The 6,711-nt window shown below is 57.7% G+C and carries 6 protein-coding genes; 5 read left to right on the plus strand and 1 reads right to left on the minus strand.

Features of this window, described 5'->3' with window-relative positions; genetic code table 11:
* Positions 1 to 137 precede the first annotated feature (137 nt).
* Complete coding sequence (locus VMW13_04500; protein ID HUV44074.1) at positions 138 to 842, plus strand: L-2-amino-thiazoline-4-carboxylic acid hydrolase; 705 nt, start codon at positions 138 to 140, stop codon at positions 840 to 842.
* Positions 843 to 879: 37 nt separating this feature from the next.
* Here VMW13_04500 and VMW13_04505 read toward each other — a convergent pair whose 3' ends face one another.
* Positions 880 to 2,019, minus strand: a complete 1,140-nt coding sequence (locus VMW13_04505) for a GuaB3 family IMP dehydrogenase-related protein (GenBank protein HUV44075.1) — start codon at positions 2,017 to 2,019, stop codon at positions 880 to 882.
* Positions 2,020 to 2,463: 444 nt separating this feature from the next.
* On the opposite strand from VMW13_04505, the gene rsmI reads away from it, so the two are divergent.
* The 4 genes from rsmI to VMW13_04525 are packed head-to-tail and all read left to right on the plus strand — an operon-like array spanning position 2,464 to position 6,269.
* On the plus strand, positions 2,464 to 3,279 hold the full coding sequence (gene rsmI / locus VMW13_04510) for a 16S rRNA (cytidine(1402)-2'-O)-methyltransferase (protein HUV44076.1): 816 nt from the start codon (positions 2,464 to 2,466) through the stop codon (positions 3,277 to 3,279).
* A gap of 47 nt (positions 3,280 to 3,326) precedes the next feature.
* Positions 3,327 to 3,587: a hypothetical protein gene (locus VMW13_04515; protein ID HUV44077.1), complete on the plus strand. Its 261-nt coding sequence runs from the start codon at positions 3,327 to 3,329 to the stop codon at positions 3,585 to 3,587.
* A 6-nt stretch (positions 3,588 to 3,593) separates the two neighbouring features.
* The gene (gene metG, locus VMW13_04520) at positions 3,594 to 5,264 is read left to right on the plus strand and encodes a methionine--tRNA ligase (protein HUV44078.1); all 1,671 of its coding nucleotides are present in this window, start codon (positions 3,594 to 3,596) and stop codon (positions 5,262 to 5,264) included.
* A 39-nt stretch (positions 5,265 to 5,303) separates the two neighbouring features.
* Complete coding sequence (locus VMW13_04525) at positions 5,304 to 6,269, plus strand: polyprenyl synthetase family protein (protein HUV44079.1); 966 nt, start codon at positions 5,304 to 5,306, stop codon at positions 6,267 to 6,269.
* Positions 6,270 to 6,711 lie beyond the last annotated feature (442 nt).

The following is a 6,711-nucleotide window of genomic DNA, read 5'->3' on the forward strand; positions in this document are numbered from 1 at the left end:
GACGACGACGAGTAGTCCGGTGGTGAAGGCTAGACGCAACGCAACAAGCCCGCAGCCAACCACCTAGCTCACGCCGGCTGACACGCCATCCGGATAGGTCGCCCAGCACAGAGAGGTCTTCTCTTGGTACGGACGACATGAATGAACAGGAAGGCAGGCAATACTATCTATCTCGGAAGTCGGGAATCCTGTCACTATTTGACACTCATGCGAACGCGTGGAGGCCATTCCTTGCCAATCACTACGGTGACGAGTTCACCAATACGGTCCTGAGAGAAGCCCGCGAGCAACATGAAGCTCTGATTCCCGAAATTGCGTATATTGGCGGTGACGGGAATCCTATGACCCGCCACCTTGTCCGGTCAACCACGAGCCTGGCTCTCTACAAAGCTATGAAGGTACGGGGTAAGACGGCAAGAGAAACTGGCAAGATTGTCTATGATGCGGTTGTCGCGAGTGTGAGCCAGTTACCTCCTTCCACCTTCAAGGAGTTGAGCGCGGAGTACATAGCCCAGGAAAAAGAGCAGGCGCGGAAGTCTCAAGACCACTGCTATGCTGGAGACTGGGTGTGGGAGTTTGTTGAAGGGGATGGTGTAGAGTTCGACTATGGCCGCGATTTCCTGGAGTGCGGCACTCAGAAGCTCTATCACGCCCACGGGGCAGACTCGTTTCTGCCTTTCTACTGCTACCTTGACTTTATTACCCACAGAACAATCGGTTGGGGATTTGCCAGGTCAATGACCTTGGCCGAAGGCCACGGGAAATGTGACTTTCGATGGAAAAAGGGTGGCGAAACGAGAAAAGGGTGGTCCCCACCTTCCATCGGGGAAGAGTACAACTAGAAGAGCGGCAGCCTTTCCCGCATCTGTGCAGGAATGCCTACTGCTGCGCCATCTGCCAGGACTTGCCTTCGGTCGTAATTGACGGGGCAATCACCATCTCTGCCTGCTGCATCTCCCTGATGGTTGATGCACCGCAGAACCCCATCGCCGTGCGGATTGCCCCCACCAGGTTCTGACTGCCGTCAGTTACAGAAGTGGGACCGAAGAGTATCTGCTCCAGGGGGGCCGTGGTGCCGACCTTGATACGGGTCCCGCGCGGCAGTGCCGGGTGCGGATGCGACATGCCCCAGTGGTAACCATGCCCCGGTGCCTCCCTGGCCTGAGCGAAAACGGAGCCTACCATTACGGCGTCGGCCCCGGCAGCCAGGGCTTTACATACATCGCCGCCCTTGCGGAAACCGCCATCGGTGACTATGGGCACGTAGCGCCCCGACTCCTTGAAGTACTGCTCCCTGGCGGCTGCGCAGTCAATCGTCGCCGTTATCTGGGGAACTCCCATGCCGAGCACCTCTCGACTGGTACAGGCTGCACCCGGCCCGACGCCAATGAGAACGCCGTGGACGCCTGTCCTCATCAGGTCAAGGCAGGCGCCATAGCTAACGCAGTTACCGACAACTACCGGTATCGGTAGCGTTTCGATGAGTTCGGGGAAGATAAGACCCCGCAGGCTCTTGGAGATGTGGCGAGCGGTGGTCACGGTAGACTGGACCACCAGAATATCACCCCCGGCTTCGACAACCAGAGGGGCAAATTTTTTCGTATTCGTCGGCACTACGGAGGCAGCACATACCCCGCCACCCTTCTTGATTGCCCGTACCCGGTCCCCAACCAGGTTCTCCTTTATCGGTGCGGAGTATATCTTCTGAAGGAGAGCGGTAACCTTGTCGTTGGGCGCTCCGGCAATCTCCGCCAGCACCTCGGCAGGGTTCTCATAGCGGGTTTGTACCCCTTCCAGGTGCAGGACTGCCAGCCCACCCATTTTGCTCATCAGGATGGCGAAATCAACGTCGACGACAGCATCCATCGCTGACGCCAGTATCGGGATACTGAAGGTGTGGTCTTCAATCTTGAAGTCGGGGTTTATCTGGTCGGGGTTGATGGTTACGTCGCCGGGGACCAGGGCAACTTCGTCGAAGCCGTAGGAGCGGCGTAGCTGCTTGAACTGAGGAGCAGTCATGATGCCTTCCCCTTTTAATCGAATGATAGCAGAACACGGGGTTGCCGTCAAGGGACGCCCCTGCCCCGGACCATATCCTTATCCGGGCAAGTTCATATGGGGAGATGCCATTCCGAACGGAACCGCGCGGAGTGAAGAATGAGAGGTAAAGAGTAGTTTTCTTACTGGTCACATAACCAAACGCCAGTCTACTATCGTTCAGACAGAAGGGTGACACAACAGAGTGAGGTGTCGTGGTCACTGCCCAACGACCCCAGCCTGCGGGGAGGAGAAGTATATTCGCCCCTTTCTCCAGAAGAATGAGAGGTAAGGGGAAGTTCTCTTCTCGTGTGGCAGCCGGCATCGGCTGTACTGGGGTGTCACTAATGAACCGAACGAGTACATTGTCTGGACGGCCAATGCAGGGTGCGTTATAATAACTAAGCCGAGGGAAAGAGGAAGGTAATGCCCAGCCTATATATTGTGGCGACTCCCATAGGCAATCTGGAGGATATCTCATTGCGTGCTCTGCGTACCCTGCGTGAAGTGAAGCTTATCGCTGCCGAAGATACCCGCAAGACGAGGCGGTTGCTTAACAGGTACGAAATCAAGACACCGCTGACGAGCTTTCATGAACACAGCGGGCGTACCAGGCTTACCCAAATCCTGGGCCACATCGAGGAAGGGGACGTTGCCCTCGTCTCCGAGGCAGGAATGCCCGGCATATCCGACCCCGGCTATGAGCTGGTGACGGCAGCCTACCTTCAGGGCGTCACGGTGGTCCCAATCCCCGGGCCGTCGGCGGTAACGGCGGCACTGGCTGTCTCCGGGCTATCCGCGGAAAGGTTTACCTGTCTGGGCTTTCTGCCCAGCAGGGCAAATACCCGGCGACGCATGCTGGAAAGCATCGCCGGAGACCCGGCTACAATCGTGATTTTCGAGGCCCCGCACCGCCTGACGGCGTCCCTGAGTGATATTGCAGAGGTGCTCGGTGACCGCAGGATTGCCGTCTGCCGTGAACTCACCAAGATTCACGAGGAGGTGTTCCGTGGTACTGTCAGTCAGGCTGCGGCACATTTCGCCGGACCCAGGGGTGAGTTCACCCTGGTCATCGAGGGAAGACGGGAACAGGACCGACCGCAGATAACCGAGGATATCGAGCGTCAGCTAAGAGACATGCGTCTTTCCGGTATGCCGGCCAGGGAGGCCGTAGCCACCGTGGCCGGGGAGACGGGTCTATCGAGAAGAGAACTTTACCGCACCTGGCTCAGGCTGGTCTGAGGTTGTGCGAAAGAGACAGGGGAGACTGACAAGGGAGGAATAAACCGGTGCGACAAGGATGTATATCCCTGGGGAAGGTACAGTGTGACGGCTGCAGGAACACCATTCCGTATGCGGAGCGCTATCTGTTGATAGATGAGGAGAATGGAGTCGAGGTTGAGAGCGGCAAGAAATCCTGTTATTGCGTGAATTGCAGCCTGGACAAGGGCTACGCCAGGTACAGACAGGAGAAGAACGAACGGGTGCTGACGTTCTTCCCTGTAGAGCCCGAACCACAGGACATAACCCCGCAAGACCTGGTTCAGTGACGGATTATGAGTGAGAGAATACTCATTTGCGTTGCCTGGCCCTATGCCAATGGCTCGTTGCACCTGGGCCAGATTGCCGGGGCGTATCTGCCCCCGGACATCTTTGCCCGGTACCATCGTACCAAAGGGAATGAAGTGGTCATGGTCTCCGGATCCGACAGTCATGGCACACCGACGACCATCAAAGCGGAACAGGAAGGGAAGACTCCGGAAGAGATAGCAGCGTTCTACCAGCAGGAACACCAGGATTGCTGGCAGAAACTGGGCATCTCCTACGACCTGTATACCACCACCGGTACCGAGAACCACGCCGAAGTAGCCCAGGACATGTTCCTGAGACTCCTTGAGCAAGGCTACCTGTACAAGCAGACGGTGTCCCAGGCATACTGCCCGAACTGCCACCGCTTCCTGCCCGACCGCTATGTCGAGGGTACCTGTCCGCACTGCCAGTCGCCCAACGCCCGCGGCGACCAGTGTGAGGCCTGCGGCAAGCTGCTGGACGCCCCGGACCTTGTCGATGCGCGCTGCCGTGTCTGTGGTACCGGCCCCATCTACCGGGACTCGGAGCAGTTCTACCTGAGACTGTCTAACTTCAGGGACCGGCTGCTGGAATGGGTCAGGCAGCAGACCCACTGGCGGCAGAATGTCCTGAACTTCACCACCCGCTTCCTGGAAGAGGGACTGATAGACCGGGCGTTCACCCGTGACATAGACTGGGGAGTACCCGTACCGGTAGAGGGTTTCGAGGAGAAACGTATCTACGTGTGGTTCGAAGCCGTCATGGGCTACCTCTCCGCCACCAAGGAGTGGGCCAAACTGCAGGGCGACCCCGAGAAATGGCGCCGGTTCTGGCAGGATGAGACGACGAAGAGCTACTACTTCATCGGCAAGGACAATATTGCCTATCACACTATAATCTGGCCGGCGCTGCTGATGGGATATGATGGTCTCAACCTCCCCTATGACGTCCCGGCCAACGAGTTCCTCACCATCGAGGGTGGGAAGTTCTCCACCAGCCGAAACTGGGCCATCTGGCTGCCGGACTATCTGTCGCGGTACGACCCCGACCCGCTGCGCTACATGCTGTCCATCAACATGCCGGAGACATCGGATACCGATTTCTCCTGGCGGGAATTCGTCCGCCGTAATAATGACGAACTGGTGGCCACCTACGGGAACCTGGTCCACCGGGTGCTCACCATCACCTACCGCAACTTCGACGGCTGCGTACCGACGCCCGGTACGCCGGATGAGCGGAGCCGGCAACTCATTGACATGGCAAAAGACACGCTTGACCGCATGGATACACTGCTCTACGGGTGCCACTTCAAGGAGGCAATCAGGGTCGCCATGGCCCTGGCCCACGAAGCAAACCGTTACCTGGACGAAAAAGCACCGTGGAAGGCCGTCAAGGAGGACCGGCAAGCAGCGGCTGACTCACTGTACGTGGCCCTCTGCGTGCTCTCGTACCTGCGGACGATGCTGTACCCATTCCTGCCATTCAGCTCTCAGAAGCTGCACGAGATGCTGGGGTTCGAGGGCAGAGTGGAGGAGTACGGCTGGAAACCAGGCGTGCCGGAGCCGGGGCAGAAGCTGCTATCGCCGGAGCCGCTCTTTACCAAGCTGGATGACAAGGTCGTGGAAGAAGAGACCAGCCGGTTAGGTACGGAACAGTAGCAGGAACCGGGTAGCCTGTCCATAGCAAAGGGGGAAGTCTTGGAGATAGACGAGATTTGCAGACCGATTCGTGAATACCTGAACGAAGCAGAGGAGAGGTTGAAGTCAGCGAGAAACGTTGACTCTCCCGGTCTGTTCGAGCTCCTGGATTATGGCCTGAAAGGCGGCGGCAAGAGGATTCGCCCAATCCTTGTCCTGCTGTCCGGTCGACTCTTTGACGGTTCCAGTGACCACCTTATGCCGATGGCACTGGCGGTGGAGTTGACCCACCTGGCTACTCTGGTGCACGATGACACAATCGACAACTCCTCGGTACGCTGGGGCAGACCCACCATCAACACCCTGTGGGGTGTGGAGCAGGCGGTGCTGCTCGGCGACTACCTCTTCGCCCGTGCCGGAGAGCTCACGGCATCCACAGAAAACATCCGTGTCATCAAGCTCCTTTCAAAGACCCTGATGATAATAACGGGCGGCGAGGTAGCCCAGGCTCGTAGTGCCTTTAATCTGGAGCAGACGCAGGAACACTATTTTCACAGGATTTCCGGCAAGACGGCCTCGCTGTTCGTTCTGGCCACGGAGTCCGGGGCAGCCCTGGCTGGAGCACCGGAGGAATCCATCCAGATCCTCCAGGAGTACGGTAATAACCTGGGTATTGCCTTCCAGATTGTGGATGATATCCTGGACTTCATTAGCAGTGAAGAGGAGATGGGCAAGCCGGTGGGGTCTGACCTGACCCAGGGCACGCTTACCCTCCCGGGGATGCTCCTGCTGGAACAATATCCGGAAGACAACCCGATAAAGAAAATGTTCCAGGAGCGGGGTGGTGGGGAATATATCGCGCGGGCAATAGACATGGTGCGCAACTCGCCGATAATTGACCAGTGCTTTGACATTGCCACCAGGTACCGCAACCGGGCCTGCCGTCGACTCGACCAATTACCGGATAACGAGTTCCGGCAATCACTGTACGGTCTGGCCGACTTTATCATCACCCGGCGGAAATAATCGCTGCCGGCGGTAAGACAGCCTTTCACCTATCCCTGCGGGATATGCTACCGGGTCGCTGTGCATACACGTGGGGCGCAGGAACGTTATGCGTGGGCATCAGCAGGGTTCAGGACGTTACTCAGAGCAGCCTGCTCCGGCCTGGTACTCAGTTGCAGAAATACCAGCTAGTGTAGTGTCTCGTATATGGCTTTACAATCCACGTTGTCATTCCAGCGCAGGCTGGAACCCAGGGGGCAAACACATATCCCGGATCGAGTCTAACAGGGTGATGAAAAAGGGGAGTCCAGAGGCTCCGCCTCTTCTGAGGGGCGCCCCCTTATGGCAGGGGTGTCTGGGCGTCATTCTTACAGAATGACGTTAGCAGAATCCGAAACCAGATTCTGCCGGTGTCCCCCAGATATAATCTTTCCCCCCTTCCGCAGAAGGCTCCTTCCTGGAC

The sequence above is a fragment of the Dehalococcoidales bacterium genome (genome assembly GCA_035529395.1).
Lineage (GTDB): Bacteria > Chloroflexota > Dehalococcoidia > Dehalococcoidales > Fen-1064 > DUES01.